Origin of the sequence: Streptomyces zaehneri, from assembly GCF_032248645.1 — a bacterium.
Taxonomy (GTDB): Bacteria; Actinomycetota; Actinomycetes; order Streptomycetales; family Streptomycetaceae; genus Streptomyces; species Streptomyces coriariae.
On the sequence record NZ_JASTTJ010000008.1, the window covers coordinates 47,426 to 67,533 of the forward strand.

General features: G+C 70.3%; 14 protein-coding genes and 1 pseudogene. 11 read left to right on the top strand and 4 right to left on the bottom strand.

Annotated features, from left to right (window positions below; all coding sequences use genetic code 11):
- The first annotated feature begins 108 nt into the window (after window positions 1-108).
- The 3 genes from QQM72_RS15375 to galE all read left to right on the top strand — a co-directional run bounded on the left by QQM72_RS15375 (window position 109) and on the right by galE (window position 4,152).
- On the top strand, window positions 109-1,818 hold the full coding sequence (locus QQM72_RS15375) for a glycosyltransferase family 2 protein (RefSeq protein ID WP_314221437.1): 1,710 nt from the start codon (window positions 109-111) through the stop codon (window positions 1,816-1,818).
- Between the two features lie 9 nt (window positions 1,819-1,827).
- Entirely contained in the window at window positions 1,828-3,111 is a 1,284-nt protein-coding gene (locus tag QQM72_RS15380) for a nucleotide sugar dehydrogenase (protein ID WP_020127806.1), read from the top strand.
- Between the two features lie 72 nt (window positions 3,112-3,183).
- Complete coding sequence (gene galE, locus QQM72_RS15385; protein ID WP_314221439.1) at window positions 3,184-4,152, top strand: UDP-glucose 4-epimerase GalE; 969 nt, start codon at window positions 3,184-3,186, stop codon at window positions 4,150-4,152.
- An 81-nt stretch (window positions 4,153-4,233) separates the two neighbouring features.
- On the opposite strand, the gene QQM72_RS15390 is transcribed toward galE, so the two are convergent.
- From QQM72_RS15390 to QQM72_RS15405, 4 genes are all read right to left on the bottom strand, one after another.
- On the bottom strand, window positions 4,234-6,378 hold the full coding sequence (locus QQM72_RS15390; protein WP_314221440.1) for a glycosyltransferase: 2,145 nt from the start codon (window positions 6,376-6,378) through the stop codon (window positions 4,234-4,236).
- The gene (locus QQM72_RS15395; protein WP_314221642.1) at window positions 6,375-7,619 is read right to left on the bottom strand and encodes a glycosyltransferase; all 1,245 of its coding nucleotides are present in this window, start codon (window positions 7,617-7,619) and stop codon (window positions 6,375-6,377) included. Before QQM72_RS15395 ends, QQM72_RS15390 begins: the two co-directional genes overlap by 4 nt.
- Window positions 7,620-7,819: 200 nt before the next feature.
- Complete coding sequence (gene wecB / locus QQM72_RS15400) at window positions 7,820-8,923, bottom strand: non-hydrolyzing UDP-N-acetylglucosamine 2-epimerase (RefSeq protein WP_314221441.1); 1,104 nt, start codon at window positions 8,921-8,923, stop codon at window positions 7,820-7,822.
- A gap of 242 nt (window positions 8,924-9,165) precedes the next feature.
- Window positions 9,166-9,768 (bottom strand): acyltransferase, encoded by a 603-nt coding sequence (locus tag QQM72_RS15405; protein WP_314221442.1) that lies wholly within the window; start codon window positions 9,766-9,768, stop codon window positions 9,166-9,168.
- Window positions 9,769-10,221: 453 nt separating this feature from the next.
- Between QQM72_RS15405 and rplU the strand changes: the two genes are divergently transcribed.
- The 8 genes and pseudogenes from rplU (at window position 10,222) to QQM72_RS15445 (ending at window position 20,097) form a co-directional block, all read left to right on the top strand.
- The gene (gene rplU, locus QQM72_RS15410) at window positions 10,222-10,542 is read left to right on the top strand and encodes a 50S ribosomal protein L21 (RefSeq protein ID WP_007381993.1); all 321 of its coding nucleotides are present in this window, start codon (window positions 10,222-10,224) and stop codon (window positions 10,540-10,542) included.
- 14 nt (window positions 10,543-10,556) lie between these two features.
- Window positions 10,557-10,811, top strand: a complete 255-nt coding sequence (gene rpmA, locus QQM72_RS15415; protein ID WP_007381992.1) for a 50S ribosomal protein L27 — start codon at window positions 10,557-10,559, stop codon at window positions 10,809-10,811.
- A 112-nt stretch (window positions 10,812-10,923) separates the two neighbouring features.
- A pseudogene (gene obgE, locus QQM72_RS15420) lies at window positions 10,924-11,652 on the top strand (GTPase ObgE); the annotation flags it as partial.
- Between the two features lie 132 nt (window positions 11,653-11,784).
- Window positions 11,785-13,323, top strand: coding sequence for an alkaline phosphatase D family protein (locus QQM72_RS15425; protein ID WP_314221443.1), 1,539 nt, complete (start codon window positions 11,785-11,787; stop codon window positions 13,321-13,323).
- A 124-nt stretch (window positions 13,324-13,447) separates the two neighbouring features.
- Window positions 13,448-14,689: a hypothetical protein gene (locus QQM72_RS15430; RefSeq protein ID WP_314221444.1), complete on the top strand. Its 1,242-nt coding sequence runs from the start codon at window positions 13,448-13,450 to the stop codon at window positions 14,687-14,689.
- Window positions 14,690-14,938: 249 nt separating this feature from the next.
- Window positions 14,939-16,438 carry a bifunctional cytidylyltransferase/SDR family oxidoreductase gene (locus QQM72_RS15435; RefSeq protein WP_314221445.1) on the top strand — a complete coding sequence of 500 codons (1,500 nt, stop codon included), beginning with the start codon at window positions 14,939-14,941 and terminating at the stop codon, window positions 16,436-16,438.
- 156 nt (window positions 16,439-16,594) lie between these two features.
- Window positions 16,595-18,694, top strand: coding sequence for a hypothetical protein (locus QQM72_RS15440; protein WP_314221446.1), 2,100 nt, complete (start codon window positions 16,595-16,597; stop codon window positions 18,692-18,694).
- A 176-nt stretch (window positions 18,695-18,870) separates the two neighbouring features.
- A complete protein-coding gene (locus QQM72_RS15445) occupies window positions 18,871-20,097 on the top strand; it encodes a glycosyltransferase family 2 protein (RefSeq protein ID WP_314221447.1) in 1,227 nt (408 codons plus the stop codon).
- The last annotated feature ends 11 nt before the right edge of the window (window positions 20,098-20,108 follow it).

The following is a 20,108-nucleotide window of genomic DNA, read 5'->3' on the forward strand; positions in this document are numbered from 1 at the left end:
ATCACACATCGGGGGAACGGTGCGTGCTCGGCAGGACTCCTATGTTCTGTGAGACTTTCCCCGCAGGACCCAGCCGGCCGTCGGCTGTCGGAGACCAGGAGTCGGAGCATGTCTGCTGCGCCTGACGTCAGCGTCATCGTTGCCGTCTACAACACGATGCCCTACCTGACGGAGTGCCTGAACTCCCTCGTCGGGCAGAGCATCGGCCGTGAGCGCCTGGAGATCGTCGCCGTGGACGACGGCTCCACCGACGACAGCGGCAGCGAGCTGGACCGGTTCGCGGCGCTGTACCCGGACACCGTCAAGGTGCTCCACCAGCCGAACTCCGGCGGCCCGGCCGCGCCCAGCAACCGGGCGCTGGAGGTGGCCACCGGCCGTTACGTGTACTTCATCGGCTCCGACGACTACCTCGGCGAGGAGGCGCTGGAGCGGATGGTGGACTGCGCCGACAAGCACGGCTCCGACGTCGTGGTCGGCAAGATGGTCGGCACCAACGGCCGTTACGTGCACCAGGCGCTGTACAAGCAGAACGACCCGGACGTCAGCCTGTACCACTCCGCGCTGCCCTTCACGCTGGCCAACACCAAGCTGTTCCGGCGGGACCTGGTCGAGAAGTACAAGCTGCGCTTCCCCGAGCACCTGCCCGTGGGCAGCGACCAGCCGTTCACCATCGAGGCGTGCGTCCGCGCGAAGAAGATCTCCGTGGTGGCCGACTACACCTGCTACTACGCGGTCAAGCGCGGTGACGCCAGCAACATCACCTACCGCGCCGACCACCTGGCGCGGCTGCGGGCCGCCGCCGAGATCATGGACTTCACGGCCGGTCTCGTCGAGGCGGGCCCCGAGCGGGACGCGCTGCTGCGCCGGCACTTCACCTGGGAGCTCGCCAAGCTCGTCCAGGACGACTTCCCCGGCCTGGACCGTGAACTCCAGCGGCAGATCTGCGCGGGCATCGCGCGGCTCGCCGACGTCTACTTCACCGACGGCATCCGTGACGCGATGGACGTCAAGCGCCGGGTGCGCATAGCCCTGGCCCGGGCCGGCGCGATCGACGAGCTCGCCGAGGCGATCAGCTCGGAGAAGGAGCACGGGGCGCCGCCGTTCGTCCTCGAGGGCGAGCGCGCCTACGCCCGGTACGCCGGTTTCCGAGACCCGCGCATCGGTCTGGCCGACCGGGTCTACGAGCTGGTCGGGGAGTCGGTGCCGGGCCGTCTCGCCCAGGGCACCGAGCTGCTGGCCTCCGCCTGGGAGCAGCAGGGCGAGGCGCTCACGTACACGCTGTCCGTGCGCGTGCCGGTGCTCGGCGAGGTCGACGGCGCGGTGCTGCGGCTCGCCGACAAGGCCATGCCCAAGTCGGCCGACAAGCCCGGCGCGCGCCGGCTGAAGGCGGACCACGTGCTGCCGGCGCCGGTGGGCGAGGTCACGCTCGAGCCTTCCGAGGACGGCGCGGCCACCGTGCTGCACGCCCGGGTCCCGCTGGCGTACGTCACCGCGAAGCGCGGCGTGCGGGTATACCTGGACGTGGCCGGTTCGACGTACGAGATTCCCGTACGGGGCAAGGACCTGCCCATGCCACTGGCGCGCCGGTGGGGCCGGGAGGGGGACCCCTACCGGGCGTCGGCCGTGGTGAACGACAAGGGGCGTGTCGTGATCGACACGGCCCAGATGTACCCGCCGAAGATCACGGTGCTCCGCCGGGGGTTCTCGAGACTCGTGCGGAAACTGAAGTCCGGGGCCGGCCGCCTGAAGCGGGCCGTCGGCGCCAAGAAGTCCAAGCCGAACGGCTCCAAGAAGCCGACCGGTTCCAAAAGGAAGTAGCGACCCTCCATGAACATCTGTGTAGTAGCACTCGGCAAGATCGGCCTGCCGCTCGCCGTGCAGTTCGCCTCCAAGGGCCACCGGGTCATCGGCGCGGACGTCAACGAGAAGGTCGTCGAGCTGGTCAACGCCGGCGTCGAGCCGTTCCCCGGCGAGCACGACCTCGACGTCAAGCTGAAGCAGGCCGTCGACGCCGGGCTGCTGAGCGCGACCACGGACACCGCGTCCGCCGTCGCCGAGTCCGAGGCCGTCGTCGTGGTCGTCCCGCTGTTCGTGGACGCCGAGGGCACCCCGGACTTCGGCTGGATGGACTCGGCGACGAAGGCGATCGCGCAGGGCCTCAAGCCCGGCACGCTGGTCTCGTACGAGACGACTCTCCCGGTCGGCACCACCCGCACCCGCTGGGCGCCGATGCTCGCCGAGGGCTCCGGCCTGACCGCCGGCGAGGACTTCCACCTGGTGTTCTCCCCGGAGCGCGTGCTGACCGGCCGGGTCTTCGCCGACCTGCGCCGCTACCCCAAGCTGGTCGGTGGCATCGACGAGGCGTCGAGCGCCCGTGGTGTGGAGTTCTACGAGCAGGTCCTGGACTTCGACGAGCGCGCCGACCTGCCGCAGCCGAACGGCGTGTGGGACCTGGGCACCGCCGAGGCCTCCGAGCTGGCCAAGCTCGCCGAGACGACCTACCGGGACGTCAACATCGGCCTGGCGAACCAGTTCGCTCGCTTCGCCGACAGCAACGGCATCGACGTCAAGAAGGTCATCGAGGCCTGCAACTCGCAGCCCTACAGCCACATCCACCAGCCGGGCATCGCCGTCGGCGGTCACTGCATCCCGATCTACCCGCGGATGTACCTGTGGAACGACCCGGCCGCGACCGTCGTGCGCTCCGCCCGTGAGGCGAACGCCGCGATGCCCGAGTACGCCGTCGACCTGCTGGCCGCCGCCTACGGCGACCTGACCGGCGTGAACGTGCTGGTGCTGGGCGCCGCCTACCGCGGTGGCGTGAAGGAGACCGCCTTCTCCGGCGTCTTCCCGACCGTCGAGGCCCTCAAGGCGCGGGGCGCGGTGCCCTTCGTCTCGGACCCGATGTACACCGACGAGGAGCTCGCCGCCCACGGCCTCACCCCGCACGCGGGCGAGAAGGTCACCGCGGCGGTCCTCCAGGCCGACCACGCCGAGTACCGCACGCTGACCCCGGCCGACCTGCCGGACGTCACGGTCCTGGTCGACGGTCGCCGTACGACGGACCCGGAGGCCTGGAAGGGCGTCCGCCGCGTCGTCATCGGCGGCTGACGCTCGTACGCGAACAACCTCATGGCCCCGTCCCGAGTCTGGGGCGGGGCCCTGGTGCAGGAAGGTTTTCCCATGTCCTGGCTGATCACGGGCGGCGCCGGTTTCATCGGCTCGCATGTCGTGAAGGCGATGACGGACGCCGGTGAGCCGGTCGTCGTCCTCGACGACCTGAGCACGGGCCGGGCCGAGCGCCTCCCGGACGGTGTGGTGCTGGAGGTCGGCACGGTGCTCGACGGCGACACCGTCGAGCGGGTGCTGCGCGAGCACGGCATCACCGGCATCGTGCACATCGCGGGCAAGAAGCAGGTGGGCGAGTCCGTGGACCGGCCGCTGTACTACTACCGCGAGAACGTCGAGGGCATGCGGGTCCTGCTGGACGCGGCCGTCGCCGCGGGAGTCGGCCGGTTCCTGTTCTCCTCGTCCGCCGCCGTGTACGGCATGCCCGACGTCGACCTCGTCACCGAGAAGACGCCGTGCGCGCCGATCAACCCCTACGGCGAGACCAAGCTCGCCGGCGAGTGGCTGGTCGGGGCGGTAGGTGCCCGGCACGGCATGGCGACCGCCTCGCTGCGCTACTTCAACGTGGCGGGCGCGGCCACGCCCGAGCTGGGCGACGACGGCGTCTACAACCTCGTTCCGATGGTCTTCGAACGGCTCGAGGCGGGTGAGGCGCCGCGGATCTTCGGTGACGACTATCCGACGCCCGACGGGACCTGCGTCCGCGACTACATCCACGTCGAGGACATCGCCGCCGCGCATGTCGCGGCCGCCCGACGGCTGGCCGCCGATCCCGAGGCCCGGCTGGTCCTCAACATCGGCCGTGGCGAGGGCGTCTCGGTCGCCGAGATGATCGGCGTCATCCAGGACGTCACCGGCCACGCGGAGGCCGGGCCCGACGTGTCTGGCCGCCGTCCGGGCGACCCGGCCCGGGTCGTGGCCTCCGCCGACCTCATCCACCAGGAGCTCGGCTGGACCGCGGAGCGCGGCGTGCGCGAGATGGTGGAGTCGGCGTGGGCGGGGTGGCGGCTGCGGCACCCGTGAGCGCACGAGCAGGCGCATGAGTGAGGGCCCCCGGGAATCCCGGGGGCCCTCACTCATGCGGCGAAGACGGCGAAGAGCCGGTCAGCCCTCTTCGAGGAGCAGCTTCTCGAAGTGCTTCCGCACCACGGGCCAGTCCCACACGGTCAGCGCGTGCTCGGTGGCGAGCTTGCCCGCCGCGCGCCAGGACTCCTCCGTGGCCGTGATCTTCAGGATCCGCTCGGCCGCCTCGGCGGGGGAGGCCACGACCCAGCCCTCGGGGTAGAGGGTGCGGGCGCTGTTGGGCTTGCCCGCGTAGAACGGCCAGTCGCGGGCGACGGGGACGGCACCGCTGGCCGCGCCCTCCATCAGACCGACGTGGCAGCCCTCGCGCACGGAGGAGCTGATGATCGTGCCGATCTCGACGAGCTTCGACGGGACGTCGTCCGTCGGGCCGAGGCGGACCACCGCGCCGGACTCCTCCAGCGGGGCCAGCAGCTCCTCGAACTCCGCCAGGTAGTCCTTGGTGGCCTGGCTGGTCTTCGGGTCCATGTCGCCGCCGACCAGGAGCAGCCGGTAGCGCTCGTCGTGCCTGCGGACCCGCTCCAGGACGTCCAGGGCCCACTTCGGGTCCTTGGCGACCTGGCTGATGCCGACCAGACCGAGGTTGAAGCGGGCGTCGGCCGGCTTCGTGCGGTTGAAGCCCGACAGGTCCATAGCGTTGTCGATGAGGTGGAACCGCGGGGCCTGCTCGCCGCGCAGGGTCGGCACCAGCGAGGCCGTCAGGTCCTTCACGTGCGGGGCGACGAAGACGAGGTCGTCGATCCGGGAGAAGTCCGTCATGTGCGGCCAGCGGGTGAACGCCTCGTAGCTGTGCAGGCGCACGACGATCCGGGTGTCGCCCGGGTCGATCGTGGTGAGCATGCCGGCCGGACCGGCAGCCCACTCCAGGAACACGGTGTCGGCCCAGTCGAGGTGCGGGCGCATCAGGCGCTCCACCTCTTCCTGGTAGTCGCTCGCGTCGCCCGCCAGCCGGTCCTTGAGCATGCGCGGGGCGGCCCAGGAGATCCGCTTCAGGTGCTTGTTCGCGGCCAGGTCGAGGTAGCGCAGTTCGACGCCCGGGTGGTCGGCGAAGTGCTCCTTGATCAGGTGCAGGAAGTTGTCGTTGGCGCTCGTCGTCACCAGCAGCCGCAGCGGGCGGTCGGTGGGGGCGGGCGCGGCGGGCACCTTGCGGCCGCGGGGGCGGCTCAGCGCCTGGAACGCCTTGGAGCGGTGCAGCGGGGCGACGAAGCCCTCGGCGTCCTTCGCCAGCGGCGACGACAACTGGTCGATGTGCAGCACCCGGTGGAAGTGCAGGAACAGGGTGCGGTTGAGCGCCTCGGCCGCCTCGTCGGTCTTGCCCTCGGCGAAGAGCGCGTCGGCGTTCGCGAGCTGGGCCGCTACCGCCTTGCCCAGGAAGCGGGGGCTGATGCCCTTCTTCAGCTCCTGCATGACGCCCTCGTTGTAGAGGTCCGCCCGCAGCTGGAGGTCCGGGATCTTGGAGGCGGCGTCCGCGAGGGTGAGCGCGGCACCACTGGTGCGGCCCGCCCACTGCATGCCCTCGGCGACGTACCGCGAGGTCGCGGCGCGCACCTTTATGGGCATCCCGGGCGCGGTCACGGCCGAGCGCCACAGGCGGGCGCCGACGCCGGAACGCATCACGGGCCGCGGGGTCACGGTGCGCACCAGCTGCGCGGGCAGCCGGTCGACCGAGCGCTTCACGTCACGGGCGACGGCGCTCAGCGGCGGCAGGACGGTGGAGTGGCGGGCCGTGGCGCCGCCCTGCGCCTTGAGTTCCTCGACGGCCTTCAGCGCGGGCGCCAGCCCGAACCTGGCCGCGGCGGTGCGGTTGTACTCGGCGAGTCGCCACACCGTGTACACGGCGGCGACGTCCAGGGCGACGAGCACGTCGGCCTTGCGGCCGTGCGAGCGCAGCCACGAGTCGCTGCGCACCTGCGTCCAGTTGCGCAGGCCGCGCGGGGCCTTGCCGAGCCGGCGGCGCACGGCCTGGCTGCGGTGCTTGAGGGTGCGCGGCAGCTGGTGCGCACCGGCCAGCTCGACCTGGGCGAGTTCCTCCGGGACGCCCTCGGCCTCCAGGTGGAACATGCCCGCCAGGTGCACGCGCGCGCCCTGGGCGTTGAACTTGCGCACCGTGTCGGCGAGCACGCCGAAATTCGGCCGGACGGACGCCACGAGCAGGACTTCGGTCACTTGGCGAGCTCCTCGACAAGGTTCTTGACGGCGACGGACATCAGCGCCTCACGAGTGAACTGGTCGGCGTGGGCCATCGCGTCGGCGTGCTCCTCGTCGGTGGTCTCGACCGCCATGTGGGCGGCCTTGATGAAGGACTCGGTCAGGCCCGCCTCGTCGATGCCGGGGGCGCCGGTCCACAGCGGGTGGCCCCTCAGCACGTTGGAGGCGTCGTGCTCGACGGCGTGCGCCGACACGATCGGCAGGCCGGTCGCCATGTACTCGTACACCTTGCCGGAGGTCACGAACCGGCCGCCGATGAGGATCAGCACCATGGCGTCCCAGCCGGCGTAGATCGAGGAGACCTCGGCCTTGGCCGCGGGACCGCCGAAGACGACGCCGTCGGCCTCGGCCTCCTTGAAGACCTCGGCGTGCCGGTTCGCACCGCGGGTGGCGCCGTTGCCGAGATGGCCGCGCAGCTCGAAGCGCGCGTTCGCCAGCAGCGGCTCCTTGGCGCGGGCGGCGCGCCAGGCGTTCAGCACCGTCTCCAGGTGCGGGACGGTGAAGTTGACCGTGCCGAGGTAGCCGAAGACGAGACCCGCCTCGGCGTCGGGGTTGTGCGCCCGGCCCGGCGAGCTGTCCGCGTCGTAGCCGTTGCGGACGACGTGCACGCGGTCGGCGAAGTCGGGGTAGCGCCGCCGGTAGTGCTCGGCGATGGGGTCGTTGACGACCCACAGCGACACCGCGTGGTCCAGGATCCTCTGTTCCCAGACACCCTCGGCGGAGTCGCGGGCGAAGGCCTCGACGCCGTCGATGACGTCGATGGACCAGCCGTCGCGGAAGTCCACCGCGTACGGCACCTTCGCTTCCTCCCACAGCTTCCAGGCCGCGGCGAGGTTCACGTACGGCACGCAGCTGGCGAGCAGCAGGTCCGCCGGGTTCTCCCGGTGGATGCGCAGCACGGCCTGCTCGAGGTCGCCGCGCCACTCACCGAAGTTCGGCTCCGGGAAGTTCTCGGTCTGGCGCTTGCGGAGCTTGGCGACCCAGCCGTTGGGGTCGAGGGCACGCGCCTCGTCGAAGAGGCGGATGTCCGTCTCGAGATCCTCGCGCGCCAGCGGCAGCTCGACGATCTTCACCCGGGGGTCGACCTGGTCCAGCAGGGAGAGGTCGATGCCCGAGTCGAGTTCCCAGGACTCCCGGGCGATGTTGACGACCGTGACGTCCCAGCCGACCTTCACGAACTGGTTGGCGGTCTCGCGCATCCGGTACGTGGAGCTCTTGGCGGCGGGGGGGAACCCGATGGCGAGATAGATGACGTGCGGTCGCTTGCCTTCCGCAGGCGGCCCGGACGGGGGAGACGATGACATAGCGGTTGACGCTAGCACGCTGACATGCACGGACTGTGGGTCACATGTGGCCGTCCGCAGGCGGACGGCCACCCTCCCCTGTTCCGTTTCTCATGTCAGGCGTGCCGGCTGCCCCCCTTCCATTCCTCCATGAGACGGACGACGTTGTGCGCCGCGCGGCCGTCGCCGTACGGGATGCCGGGGTCGTCGGTCGGCACGGCGCGGGTCACGGTCTCGGCCCATTCCTGGGGCGACAGCGTGTGCGGGTCGGGTACAAGGACGTTCCAGCCCGTGTTGACGGTTTCCACCCACTCGGTCTCCGGGCGGATCGTGGTGCAGATGCGCTCCAGCAGGAACGCCTCCTTCTGGAGCCCCCCGGAGTCCGTCACCACACCCACGGAGGCCAGCACGGCGGCGACCAGGCTCGCGTACGGCAGCGGGCGGCCGACGTGCAGGTTGCCCTGGGCCAGGTCGATGCCGTGCTCGTGGGCGCGGGCGACGAGCCGCGGGTGGGCGGCGAGCGCCACCGGCACCGGCAGCTTGGCGAGCGAGTCGACGATCGCGGCGAGCCGCTCGGGGTCGTCGGTGTTGTCCGGTCGGTGCAGGGTCGCCAGCAGGAAGGGCTGCGTCGGGTCGATGCCCTCGGGCAGCTCCGGCGCCGGGAACTCGCCGGCACGGACCTGGTCGCGGATGCGCAGGCAGATGTCGACCATCACGTCGCCGGCCAGTCGGGCGCGGTCGGCGAGGCCCTCGTTCGCGAGGTGGCGCATGGCCTCCTCGGTGGGCGCGAGCAGCAGGTCGGCGCTGTGGTCGGTGAGGACGCGGTTGTGCTCCTCCGGCATCCGCCGGTTGAAGGAGCGCAGGCCCGCCTCCAGGTGCGCCACGGGCAGGTGCATCTTCACGGCCGACAGCGCGCCGGCGATGGTGGAGTTGGTGTCGCCGTAGACGAGCACCCAGTCGGGCCGCTCACGGTCGAGGACCGGGTCGAGCGCGGAGAGGACGGCGCCGGTCTGCACGCCGTGGCTGCCCGAGCCGACCCCGAGGTGGACATCGGGATCCGGGATGCCGAGTCCGGAGAAGAAGACGTCCGAGAGGTCGGCGTCGTAGTGCTGCCCGGTGTGCACGATGACGTGCTCGTGCTCGGTTTCGGCGAAGGCGGCCGCGATGGGGGCGAGCTTCACCAACTGGGGACGGGCGCCGACGATGCTGATGACTTTCACAGAGCACTCTTCTTCTGGGGGCGGGCAGGTGGGGGGCGAGCAAAGGAAATGGTAGGCAAAGGGTTGGACGCGCCGGATCCGCAGTGGGTTGCCCTGTCGGGGGAGCGGGTCCTGTCGTGTCCTGTCCATGTCCGTCCAAGCCGTGGTCAGAACACGGCTTTCGGGCTTCGGCCCACTCGCATAACGATTTCGTGAACCTTGCGTTTACAGGTACGTAAATCGGGTCAACGCGGACGGGTTGTCTACGCGGTGCGCTCGACCAGCGTGCCGTCCTTCTCGTCGTAGCGGGAGCCGGTCTGCGGGCACTCCCACACCCCGGGCTCCCCGTCCCGCTCCACCAGCCGGACGCCGGCCCGCCCGACCCAGCCGACCCGGCGGGCCGGGACGCCCACGACCAGCGCGAAGTCCGGCACGTCCTTGGTGACGACGGCGCCCGCGGCGACCATCGCCCAGCGGCCGATGGTCAGGGGAGCGACACACACCGCGCGCGCCCCGATGGACGCCCCGTCGGCGATGCGCACGCCGACGGCCTCCCAGTCGCCGCCGCGCTTCTGCTTGCCCTCGGGGTCCACGGAGCGCGGGTTGTGGTCGTTGGTGAGGACGGCGGCGGGGCCGATGAAGACGCCGTCGCCGAGTTCGGCCGGCTCGTAGACCAGCGCGTAGTTCTGGAGCTTGCAGTTGTCGCCCATGCGGACACCGGAACCGACGTACGCCCCACGGCCGACCACGCAGCCCTCGCCGAGCCGCGCGCCCTCCCGGATCTGGGCGAGGTCCCACACGCTGCTCCCGGCGCCGATCTCGGCACCCGCGTCGACCTGGGCGCTGGGCTGGACCCTGTAGTTCACTTCTCCGCCTTCCGGTGTCTGGCTACGCCCGGCGAGCATACGGGCAGGGGCCGCGCCTCCGGCGAGGGCGGCCCCGGCCCGCACGGGGGCGTTCGCCGGGTGTCCGTCGGCGGCGACCCGGTTGACCCCTTGTATGAGGACGACGGTCGTATGAGGACGACGGTGGCCGTCGCCGTGAAGGCACCGCCCCCACGACCGCCATTGCCGCGGCGCCCCCTCCGGTCGGCCGTGCGAACCGTCGAGAGGGATGATGTCGGGCGCAGGCCCGGTTTGACCCCTCAAGCCGGGGCCCGTAGCCTTGACCCTCGGCGTGTCGGCTGACATGTCACATCCCCGTAAACCCTCTTCCTCCCGGGTGCCGGTTACCTCGGTGGTCGGGAGAGGCCGTCCGTGTTCGATCCCGGGTGGCTGGACTGCGGGGATGCCGTCCCAGAGCGAGAGAGTGAGATCCGCGTGTACGCCATCGTGCGCAGCGGTGGTCGCCAGCACAAGGTTGCTGTCGGCGACATCGTTGAGGTTGACAAGATTTCCACTGCCAAGGTTGGCGACACGGTCGAGCTCTCGACCCTGCTCGTTGTCGACGGCGACGCTGTGACCAGCGACCCGTGGGTGCTGGCCGGCATCAAGGTCCAGGCCGAGGTCGTGGACCACCACAAGGGCGTCAAGATCGACATCCTTCGCTACAAGAACAAGACCGGCTACCGCCGTCGTCAGGGCCACCGCCAGCAGTACACGGCGATCAAGGTCACTGAGATCCCCGCGGCTGCGAAGTAAGGGACTGAGGAGACATGGCACACAAGAAGGGCGCATCGTCCACCCGGAACGGTCGCGACTCCAATGCCCAGCGGCTCGGCGTGAAGCGCTTCGGCGGTCAGGTCGTCAACGCGGGTGAGATCCTGGTCCGCCAGCGCGGCACGCACTTCCACCCCGGTGCGGGCGTCGGCCGTGGCGGCGACGACACGCTGTTCGCGCTGAACGCCGGTGCGGTGGAGTTCGGTACCCACCGTGGCCGCAAGGTCGTGAACATCGTTCCGGTCGCCTGATCGGAAGCTTTCGCGAGGCGGACCTCACTTCCCGTGTGGGAAGGCGGGTCCGCCTTTCGCGTGTTAGGCAGTAAGAAACCCGAACGTTTTCGCAGTGCTGGAGGCACCTACCATGACCACCTTCGTGGACCGCGTCGAACTCCATGTCGCCGCGGGTAACGGAGGCCACGGCTGTGCCTCCGTCCACCGTGAGAAGTTCAAGCCGCTCGGTGGCCCCGACGGGGGCAACGGCGGCCGTGGCGGCGATGTGATCCTGGTCGTCGACCAGTCGGTCACCACGCTCCTCGACTACCACCACAAGCCCCACCGCAGCGCCACCAACGGCAAGCCCGGCGAGGGCGGCAACCGCTCCGGCAAGGACGGCCAGGACCTGATCCTGCCGGTCCCGGACGGCACCGTGATCCAGGACAAGGCCGGCAACGTGCTGGCGGACCTGGTCGGCCACGGCACCTCGTTCGTCGCCGCCCAGGGCGGCCGCGGCGGCCTCGGCAACGCGGCGCTGGCCTCGGCCCGCCGCAAGGCGCCCGGCTTCGCGCTGCTCGGCGAGCCCGGCGACTTCCAGGACATCGTCCTGGAGCTGAAGACGGTCGCGGACGTGGCCCTCGTCGGCTACCCGAGCGCGGGCAAGTCGTCGCTGATCTCCGTCCTGTCCGCCGCCAAGCCGAAGATCGCGGACTACCCGTTCACGACCCTGGTCCCGAACCTGGGCGTGGTGACGGCCGGCTCCACCGTGTACACGATCGCCGACGTGCCGGGCCTCATCCCGGGCGCCAGCCAGGGCAAGGGCCTGGGTCTTGAGTTCCTGCGCCACGTCGAGCGGTGCAGCGTCCTCGTGCACGTGAATTCCTGAGTTCAGCAGGCTGACCCGCGTCGCATGACAGTCTCGCTGTGTCCAAGGGGCCGAGGGTCCCCGGGGCCTGGTCCGCCGAAGACCTGGCGCCCAAGAGGCCCACGAGGCGAGGGAGTTCAACGGATGGCTGCCGACCGTCGCCGTTTCCTGACCGCGGGCGCCGCCGTGGTCGGTGCCGCCGCCTCCGCCCAGCTGTGGCTGCCCGCCACCGCCCGCGCGGCCGAAGCGCCGCTGCCCGCCGGGCTGTTCAGCCTGGGCGTCGCCTCCGGAGACCCCCTGCCCGACGGCATCGTCCTGTGGACCCGGCTCGCCCCGGACCCGCTGAACGGCGGCGGCATGCCCGACCGGACCGTCCCCGTGCAGTGGGAGATATCGCCCGACCCGCGCTTCTCCGGCTCCGTCCGCAAGGGCACTGCCCAGGCCCTGTCCGCGTACGGGCACAGCGTTCACGTCGATGTGCGAGGGCTCCGTCCGGGCAGCGTGTACTGGTACCGCTTCCGGGCCGGCGGCCAGCTCTCGCCCGTGGGCCGCACCCGCACCGCGCCCGGCCTCCTCAGCTCCGGCGGCCCGCTGCGCATCGCGCTCGCCTCCTGCCAGAACTGGCAGCACGGCTACTTCACGCCGTACGCCGACATGCTCGCGCAGGACCCGGACGTCGTCCTCTTCGTCGGCGACTACATCTACGAGTCGGGCCCCTCGGCCACGGCCGTACGGCGGCACGAGGGGAGCGGCGAGCCGTACTCGCTGACGCAGTACCGCAACCGCTACGCCCAGTACCGCTCCGACCCCGACCTGAAGCGCATGCACGCCCACGCGCCCTGGGTGGTCACCTTCGACGACCACGAGGTCGACAACGACTACGCAGGGCAGATCCCGCAGGATCCCGGCCGGCAGACCCACGACGCCTTCGTGGCCCGGCTGACCGCGGCCTACCAGGCGTACTACGAGCACATGCCGGTCCGGGCCGCCGCGATCCCGGACGGGCCGCACATCCGTATGCACCGCCGCTTCCAGTTCGGCCGGCTGGCCCGGCTCAACGTGCTGGACACCCGGCAGTACCGCACCGACCAGGCCACCGGCCAGGCGGGCGCCCAGGACCCGGCGCGCACCATGCTCGGCGCCGAGCAGAAGCAGTGGCTGCTCGACTCGCTGCACGGCTCGGACGCCCGCTGGAACCTCGTCGCCTCGCAGATCATGCTGGCGGAGACCGATCTGCTGGGCGGCCCCGGCAAGCAGTGGTACTACGACGCCTGGGACGGCTACCAGGCCGAACGCAACGCCCTCCTGCGGGAGTTCGCCTCGGTCCGCAACCCGGTCGTGCTCAGCGGCGACCGGCACCTGACCATGATCAGCGACCTGAGGAAGGACTTCGCCGACCCGGGATCCGCCGTCGTCGGCGCCGAGTTCGTCGGCACCTCCGTCTCCAGCAACGGCGACCAGGACCAGGCCGCCTTCCACGCCCAGTGGGACCCGCTGAAGGCCGACAACCCGCACTGGAAGCTGATCGACGCCCACCGCGGCTATCACCTCTTCGACATCCGGGCCGACGCCGTCGAGGCGACCGTGCGCGTCGTCGACACGGTCCTCGAGCCGAAGGCGACGGCCCGTACGCTCGCGAGGCTGCGAGTGGCGGACGGTAAGAGCGGAGTGCGGCGGGTGTGAGAACCCCGAGGAGGAGAACGCCGACCGGCGCCCGGGACCACGTCCGGGACCACGCCCGGGACTCATCTGGGCCCCAGGCTCCTCTCAGCGTCCCCTAAGGAACCCCTCTTACCGTCTTCTGACCATGGAGACGGACTGTACGAACCCCTCGGACTCTACGCACCCCTCGGACCGGAGGAACGCCTCGGACCGGACGAGCGACGGCGCCCCGGCCCCCGGGAAACCCGCCCCGCTGCCCGCCGGCACCCGCCTGCTGCACATAGGGCCGCACAAGACCGGGACCACCTCGGTCCAGGGCGCCCTCTTCGCGGCGAAGGAGAGGCTGCCGGCGTACGGCGTCGCGTACCCGGCGCAGAGCAGACATCCCATGCAGGCCGTGCTGGCGGCCTGCTCGCGGACCGGGATGATCGGCGACGCCACGCCCACCGAACGGCACTGGACGCGGCTCGTGGACCAGGTCCACGCCGCCGGCCGCCACACCTGCGTGATCAGCAGCGAGTTCTTCGCCGACGCCCCGGACGACGCGACCGCCGGGCGGATCGTCGAGCAGCTCGGCGGGGAGTCGGTGCAGGTGCTGGTAACCCTGCGCCCGCTGGTGCGGATCATGCCCTCGCAGTGGCAGCAGTACGTGCAGAACGGCCTGCGCATGGGCTACGAGGAGTGGCTGGAGCACATGCTCCGCAAGGCCCCCTACGAGAAGCCCAACCCCAGTTTCTGGCGCCGGCACCGGCACGACCGGCTGGTCGAGCGGTGGGTGCGGGTGGTCGGGGCCGACCGGGTCACCGTCGTCGTGGTGGACGACCGGGACCGGGGCGGGCTCCTGCGCGCCTTCGAGGGACTGCTCGGACTGCCCGTCAATCTCCTTCAGCCCGTTCCGGACACGGCGAATCGATCTCTCACCCTCGCCGAGACCGAAATGCTGCGGAACCTCAACAAGGAATTCCGCGGTAATGGCCTCCCCGACGAGCTCTATTCCCTGCTGGTTCGTAACGGTGCGGTCATGCATATGAAGAACACGTGCAGTCCCACCTCACAGGACGTGAGGATCTCCACACCCGACTGGGCGGTCCGGGCGGCCACCGGGATCGGCGCCGAGATGGCCGGCCGGATCGGGTCGACGGGGGTGCGGGTGATCGGCGACCCGGCCCTGCTGTCCGCTCCGTCCGCCGTGCCCGAGCCCGCCGGGCAAGGGCCGGGGGAGGCCCGGATCGCTCCCGAGGTGGCCGCTCAGGCCCTGTACGGCGCACTCGCCGCGGTGGCCGCGGCGCCGGGCGGGGGCTCGGCGCGCGCGGTGCACCAGACCTCGTCGAAGGAGCTCGTGCGGGTTCTCGGACACCGTTGCCTCAGGCGGTTGCGGCGGCACTGACGCCGTCCGGCGCCGCTCGTGCCCGTGGCGCTCCGTCACTCTCGGCAATGACATACTCCTTGTGGAGTAACTCACAGGATTTCCAGGGACCATCCATGGGAAGCCGCGCCGGTGCCCAATCAATCACCGGCGACGCAAGGTGAATGCCGGGTTGCGTGCACATTTGCAGCGAACGGCGCTCACCTTGCATCGCGGTTACCGCAAGTGGGACCATTTCCCCGTTCCCTGTCGCCCCAAGGTAGGTCCTCTGTGTCCCAGCACATAGCCAAGCCCCGTACCACCGCAGTGATCCTGGCCGGTGGCACCGGTCAGCGGGTGGGTCTGTCGATCCCCAAGCAGCTGCTGAAGATCGCCGGCAAGGCAGTCATCGAGCACACCCTGACCACCTTCGAGAAGGCCGACTCGGTCGACGAGATCATCGTGCTGATGGCACCGGGCTACGTGCCGGACATCGAGAAGATCGTGTCCAAGGCCGGTTTCACGAAGGTCCGGAAGATCATCGAGGGCGGCTCCACGCGGAACGAGACCACCGAGCGCGCCATCGCGGCCCTGGGCGAGGGGCTGGCCGACGGCGAGGACCTCAACGTCCTCTTCCACGACGCCGTGCGCCCCCTGCTCTCGCAGCGGGTCATCGACGACTGCGTCACGGCGCTGGAGCGCTACCAGGCGGTCGACGTCGCCATCCCGTCCGCGGACACCATCATCGTCACGCGCACGCACGGCGAGGACGGCGAGTTCATCACCGAGATCCCGGACCGCTCCCGGCTGCGCCGCGGCCAGACCCCGCAGGCGTTCAAGCTGTCCACCATCCGCCGGGCCTACGAGGTGGCGGCGGGCGACCCCAACTTCCAGGCCACCGACGACTGCACCGTCGTGCTGCGCTACCTGCCCGACGTGCCGATCCACGTCGTGGCGGGTGACGAGTACAACATGAAGGTGACCCAGCCCGTCGACGTCTTCATCGCCGACAAGCTCTTCCAGCTGGCCTCCTCGGCCGCCCCCGAGCAGATGGGCGAGGAGGTCTACCGCGAGCTCCTCACCGGCAAGACCGTGGTCGTCTTCGGCGGTTCGTACGGCATCGGGAAGGACATCGCCGAGCTCGCCGGGTCCTACGGAGCCACGGTCTACGCGCTGGGCCGCTCCACCACCGGCACGCACGTGGAGAACCCGGAGGAGGTCGACGACGCCCTGTCCAAGGCGTACAGCGAGACCGGGCGCATCGACTACGTCGTCAACACGGCGGGCGTCCTGCGCATCGGCAAGCTGGCCGAGACCGACAACGCGACCATCGAGGAAGCGCTGAAAGTCAACTACCTGGCACCGGTGCAGATCGCACGTTCGGCGTACAAGTACCTGGCGGAAACGAAGGGTCAGCTGCTGCTGTACACCTCCAGCAGTTACACCCGGGGACGAGCCGAGTACAGCCTGTACTCCTCGACCAAGGCGGCCATGGTGAACCTCACCCAGGCCCTCTCCGACGAGTGGGCCGGTGACGGCATCCGGGTGAATTGCGTCAACCCGGAACGCACGGCCACACCCATGCGCACCAAGGCCTTCGGTCAGGAGCCGTCGGGCAGTCTGCTCTCCTCCGAGGCCGTCGCCCGCACCTCGCTCGACGTGCTGCTCTCCGAGCTCACCGGGCACGTGATCGACGTCCGCCAGCAGGACCCCACGGCGGCCGCCGGTCGGGCGTCCGGCTTCGAGCAGGCCCTGGCCGGAGTGCTCGACCGACAGGATGGCATGGCATAATCCAGCGTAAATAGCCATCGATTTTTCAGGCCTCTGTGGATCCCTGTTTACGGAGAATTCACAGAGGCCTGATCCGTAAAACTCCCGAAACCTTCACAAAGGATTTTCCGGACTTTTAGTACCTCTGACCGGCCCCCTCCCAGAGCAGGTTTCTCCGTGATATCCACCGCTATTCGCGTAGCCCGGGTGGGCAGCGCGGCCGAACTGGCCGCGGCGGTCCTCATGATGCTGGGCTACCCCGGCCTCATGGTGGCCGCGCTCGTTCCGAGCGCCCCCGCCTTCGCCGCCGCGGCCGCCGTGACGTACCTGGCGGACCTCTACCTCCACCGCAAAGGCAGTCGCCTCATCGGCCTCCTGGGCAAGGTGCGGGCCGGTCTGTCGACCCGGTTCCTGGTCCGCGAGCTGCTGCTGATCCTGCTGCTGGCGAGACTCGACCTCTCCCAGGAGCCGGTCTTCTACGCGGCGATCGCGTGCTTCACGGTGTTCTTCGGGCTCCAGGCCCCGCACGGCGCGCTGATCACCCTGATCGGCAAGCGCCGTCAGATGCCGGTCGTGACCAGGAACGTCGACCTGGCCTCCAGGCTGCACATCCCGGACGCGCCGCCGCGCCGGCTGCTGAGCCGCGCCACCGTGAAGATGCTCCACCTCGACCTCGCGGCCGTCGTCGGTCTGCTCGTCAGCGCGGTCACCGACTCCGAGGCCGCGGGCTTCGCCGGCATCGGCGTCACCCTGGGCCTGGGCGCGCTGTACGTGCTGGTGCTGGTGCCGCACCTGCGGGCGAAGCGGCTGCCGCCGAAGGCCGACAAGGTGCTCGGCACGGTCAGCGCCTGGCTGCGCGAGTACCGGCCGCAGACGGTGCTGTACTTCTCCGGCTCCGACGACTCCGCCTACCAGGTCAACATGTGGCTGGAGACCATGGAGCAGATGGAGTCCCGGCCCCTGGTCATCCTGCGTGAGCGCACCGTCCTGGAGAAGATGGCGCCCACCTCGGTCCCTGTCGTCTGCGTGCCCGGGGGGGTGCACCTGATGAACATGGACCTGTCCATGGTGCGGGTCGCGTTGTACTGCGCGAACGTCGGCAAGAACATCCACCTGCTGCGGGTGCCGACCATGAAGCACGTCTTCATCGGCCACGGCGACAGCGACAAGCTCGCCAGCGTCAACCCGTTCAGCAAGGTCTACGACGAGGTGTGGACCGCCGGCCGCGCGGGCCGCGACCGCTACGCCATCGCCGACGTCGGCATCCGCGACGAGGACATCGTGGAGGTCGGCCGTCCGCAGCTGGCGCCGATCAGGACCTCGCAGGGCACGCCCGCGGGTCGTATCGCGACGGTCCTGTACGCGCCCACCTGGGAGGGCTGGGACGACAACCCGGGCAACACCTCGCTCCTGCTGGCCGGCGAGAACATCGTGAAGAAGCTGGTCGCGGCCGATCCCCCGGTCCGCGTCCTGTACAAGCCGCACCCCTTCACCGGCACCCGCAGCGCCAAGGCGGGCGCCGCGCACCGGCGGATCACCGCCCTGATCAAGAAGGCCGCCGCCCAGCGCGCGGGCGACCCCCGCTTCACCGCGGACCCGGCGTCCGAGGCCGAGGCGAAGGCCGAACTGACCCGCCTCAAGGCCCGGCTGGACGGTCTCTCCCTCGCGTTCGACGAGCGCGCCGACGAAGCCGTGACGAGCCGTGACGGCATCGTCGACGTCCGTAAGCACCAGGAGGCCGCCCGGCTGCGCGCCGAGTGGAACGAGGCCTACTGGCGCTCCTTCCCCTCCTTCGAGCACCGGGTGATCACCGGCGCCGGACCCCGCCTGTACGACTGCTTCAACGCCTCCGAGGCGATGGTCTCGGACATCTCCAGCGTCGTCTCGGACTTCATCGCGAGCGGCAAGCCGTATGCGGTCGCGGACTCCGCGGAGCTGGGCGCCGAGGAGTTCAGGCGGCAGAACACCGCCGTGCGCGCGGCGGTGATCCTCACCAACAGCGCCGCCGAGCTGGACCAGCTGCTCGACGCGGTCGCCGACCCGGCCGCCGATCCGCTGGCCAAGGACCGCAAGGAACTCAAGGAGTACCTGCTCGGACCCGACGAGCCCACCTCGCTCGAACAGTTCGACACCGCGATCACCAACCTCGCGCTGAAGGCCGAGGCGCGCAATGTCGGCCAGGAGTCGCACGCCGCCGCGGCGGACAACGCGGTCGGCGCCGCGCCGGACGACGCGACGGAACTGCCCAAGGATGCCAAGGGTGTTACGGCTGGCTGACGCCCGTATTTCCTGAGGCCGGGCCCCCGGAGAGTACTCTTCGGGGGCCCGGCCTCAGTTGCGTTCTGTGACGTGGGACACGTACCGAAACCCAGGCAACCCACCCCGTTCATCCATCGTCTACCGGGTATCCAAAGTCTTCATGCGGGGGAACCGGTGCGTGATGAGAGGGAAAAGTGACCACTGCGCAGCCTGACGTCACGGTGGTCATCGGGGCGTACGAAGCGATGCCGTACCTGGTCGAGTGCCTGGCATCGGTCGAGGCACAGAGCCTGGACGCGGCGCGCCTGGAGGTCATCGCGGTGGACGACGGCTCCCGGGACGGCACCGGGGAGTACCTGGAGGAGTTCGCCGCCCGCGTGCCCATGGCCGTCACCGTGATCCGCCAGGAGAACTCCGGCGGCCCCAGCGGCCCGCGCAACGTCGGCCTCTCCAAGGCCACCGGGCGCTACGTCTTCTTCCTCGACGCCGACGACCGGCTCGGCGCGGAGGCCCTGGAGCGCATGGTGGCCATGGCCGACCGCAACGGCACGGACGTGGTCCTCGGCCGCGTCGAGGGCATAAACCGCAAGCCGCCGAGGTCGATGTGGGGCGAGACCCTCGACCGTACGGACGTCTACTCCTCCAACATCAAGTTCACCCTCAGCGCGCAGAAGCTGTTCCGCCGGGAGTTCCTGGAGCGCCACGGCATGCGCTTCGACGAGTCGCTGTGGACGGGCGAGGACGCCCTGTTCACGATGGAGGCCTATCTGCGGGCCGACGGCGTCTCCGTGGTCGCCGACTACACCTGCTACTACCTGGTGGGCCGCACCGACGGCAAGCATGTGACGAAGAGCGGGAGCTACACCCTGCGCTTCGACTCCGCGCGCGCCCTGATGGGCCTGCTGGAGCGGCTCGTCCCGCCCGGCGCCAAGCGGGACGTGCTCATGGTCCGCCCCTTCCTCGTCACCGTGCTGCCGCAGTTCGGACCCGTCTTCCTCAGGAACGACGAGGAGATCCGGCGCACCAAGATGGAACTGGCCAAGCCGCTGATGGACGCCTACTGGAACGAGGGCGTCGCCCAGCGGCTCCGGGTCCACGAGCGGCTGCGCCTGGAGCTGGTGGCCCGGCAGCGCTCCGAACTCCTCGTGGACGTCCTCGAGTTCATCAAGGCCAAGAGCGAGCCGGTCCCGGTCCTGAAGAAGCGCAACACCCAGCTCTACCTGGCCTACCCGCACTACGGCTCCCGCACGGCCGGCCTGCCCGACCGGGTCTACCTGGCCGAGCCGCGCGAGGCCAAGGACTTCCCCGGCTGGCGCAAGGACCCGACCGAGACCTTCCTGCGCGGCTTCGTCCGCAAGGTCCGCCGCAGGCTTCGCCGGCTCCGGCGCACGATGCGGCCGGGCGGCACGGCGGCGGCGTGAGCCCACGTGCG